1 protein-coding gene and 1 pseudogene are annotated in these 2,526 nt (G+C 72.4%); one reads left to right on the forward strand and one right to left on the reverse strand.

Features of this window, described 5'->3' with window-relative positions; translation table 11 throughout:
• Positions 1 to 387: 387 nt before the first annotated feature.
• On the forward strand, positions 388 to 756 hold the full coding sequence (locus tag GL263_RS24965; RefSeq protein WP_182858005.1) for a hypothetical protein: 369 nt from the start codon (positions 388 to 390) through the stop codon (positions 754 to 756).
• An 882-nt stretch (positions 757 to 1,638) separates the two neighbouring features.
• Here the strand turns inward: GL263_RS24965 and GL263_RS29195 are convergent.
• Positions 1,639 to 1,770: pseudogene (locus tag GL263_RS29195) on the reverse strand (BTAD domain-containing putative transcriptional regulator); the annotation flags it as partial.
• Positions 1,771 to 2,526: the final 756 nt, after the last annotated feature.

A 2,526-nucleotide genomic window follows, 5' to 3' on the forward strand; every position in this document is an offset into this window, starting at 1 on the left:
TCGCCCCCCCCGTCCACGTGGCGGCCGGCTCTTCGCGTACCCTCGCGCTGGCCGCCGAGCACGGGCTGCCCGTGCTGCTCTTCTTCGACAAGGCGCCGAGGCGAAGGCGGAGATGGTGACCATGCACCGGAAAGCCGGTCGCCGCCGCGGGCCATCCCGAGCACGGGTACGACCACGCCTTCGCGTTCTTCGCGTACCCTCGCGCTGGCCGCCGAGCATAGGCTGCCCGTGCTGCTCTTCTTCGACAAGGCGCCGAGGCGAAGGCGGAGATGGTGACCATGCACCGGAAAGCCGGTCGCCGCCGCGGGCCATCCCGAGCACGGGTACGACCACGCCTTCGCGCTCCTCGCGTACCTCACGGACAACCCCGCAAAGGCGGAACGCCTCATGCGCGACCGGGCCCGCCACATGGTCGAGTCCGCTCAACTCGCCCCGCTCATGACCGATGCGCCACACAAGCCCACCACCGAGGCGGAACGCGCAAGGGCCGTCGACAACATGACCGCGGCACTGCTGGCGACCCAGCCGGTCAAAGACGCGGCGACCTGCGTCGAACAGCTCGTCCACCACATCGCCACCTCCGGTGTACACCGGGTGCTCTGCCAGGTCGAGGCCGCCGGCAACACCTCCGGAGCCCTCGACAACCTCCCCCAGCTCAGCACGGAAGTCTTTCCCGAAGTGCGGCGAAACCTGGCTGAGCGGCACCCTCGCACCGGTCCCGCACCGGCTCCCCAGGACTCCGTGCCGAGGAGGTGACCGCCTCCGACCCCGCCCGCAGCACCGCCCGTACGTCCCGCCGCACCTCCGGCTGGGCGACCAGCTCGTCCAGCCGAAGGCCGTGGAAGCGCCGCACGCGTTCGGCGACGACCCGCAGCGCCAGCGGATGGCCGTCGCACAACTCGACGGCGGCGGCCAGCGCGCCGGGGTGGTCACCGTGCTGATAGGCGCCGAGCTCGAAGAGGAGCGCGGCGCCTCCTCCGTGGTCAACGGCCCCAACGGCAGCCTGGCAGCAAACGCAGCGGCCGACGCGACGGTCGCCCCACCACTCCGGCTCGTGACCAGCACCGCCCCCGCGAGGCCGGCCAAGCGCGCGAGCAGCGGCCGTAACCGGCCCCGACAGCCGACGTTGTCCGAAACCACCAGCGCCCTGCGGCCCGCCACCAGCTCGCCCAACAGGGCCCCGCGCGCCCCGGCCTCCTCGGGAGCGTCACGCACCGGCACGCCCAGCCCGGCAAGCAGCACCGCGAGCGCCCGGCCCGGGGTCCGGCGGTTCCCCGGCGCCCCCGCCCACGTCCACCTACAGCCGCCCGTCGGGGAACCGCTCGCCGCGACTCAGCCCCCAGCGCACCACCAGCGCCGACTTGCCCACGCCGGGCGGCCCGTAGAGAACCACGCGCGCCCGTCGTCCCCTGCCGCCTCGCACGCGTCGTCGAGCGCGGCCAGACTGCTCTCCCTCCCGACGAAGGGAGCCGCCTCCGGCAGCAACTGGTGGGGCACCCACGCCCGGACGGCACCCTGCCGCGCCGCCGGGGCGGGCGCCGCCCGCCCCAACTCCGCCACCCAGCCCGGATCGTGTCCAAGAACGCGCTGGTGGATTTCGCGCAGTTCCGCCCCGGGCTCGGCGCCAGCGGCTCGCAGCGCTCGACGGCACCTGTGGAACTCGTCGAGGGCATCCGCCTGCCGGCCCGACTCGAACAGCAGCAGGATCAGTTGCCGCCACAGATCCTCGCGCAGCGGATGCCGCGCGAGAACACCGCATAACTCGGCCACCGCGTCCCCCCAAGCCCCGTTCCTCCGCGCTCAGGACGACCCACCGCTGAAGGCGCCGAGCCGCTCCTCCTCCAGAACCGGCGCCACGTCGCGGACGAGCACCGGACTGTCGACCCCGGACAGGGGTGCCCCCGCCACAACCCGAGCGCACGGTCCAGCAGCACGTGGGCGGCGGCACCGCCCACCGGAGCTGCCCGGGCGACCAGGTCGCGGAACCGGTGGAGGTCGACCGCGACCTCCCCGCCGCGCAACCGACAGCCGGCGGCGTCGTGTCCCACGGAGGAGGAGCGCCCACGACCTGAAGTCCCCCCGCGGACTGGACAGCGGGTGTTTACGCTGCCGAAACGACGCACTCCTGAAACCGATCGACGTCCACGCTGACAGCGTCCGGACACAGCTGATACCCGCCCTGCCGGCCGAGAACGACCGGACCCCCGTGCGGAACGAGCCGCCCGAGAAGCCGACGAAGACGCTTGACGTGCCCGCGAACCGTCGTACAGGCAGAAGGCGGGAGAATACCGTCCCACAGGTTCGCGACGACCTCACTCACGGGAACAACACGACCGACCCGCAGCGCCAAGGACCCCAGCAGCGCCCCATGCCGCCCGACGGGAACCTACACCGACACACCACGACAGGACACCTCCACAGGCCCAAGAAACCGCACCTCGATCAACGCCACGCAGCCCACCCCCTCGAAACGACCAGATACCAAAAGCAGGGAAACCCGACCCCGACCGCGTCGCACCTCACCAC

The organism is Streptomyces durbertensis (assembly GCF_014156695.1).
GTDB classification, from domain to species: Bacteria; Actinomycetota; Actinomycetes; order Streptomycetales; family Streptomycetaceae; genus Streptomyces; species Streptomyces durbertensis.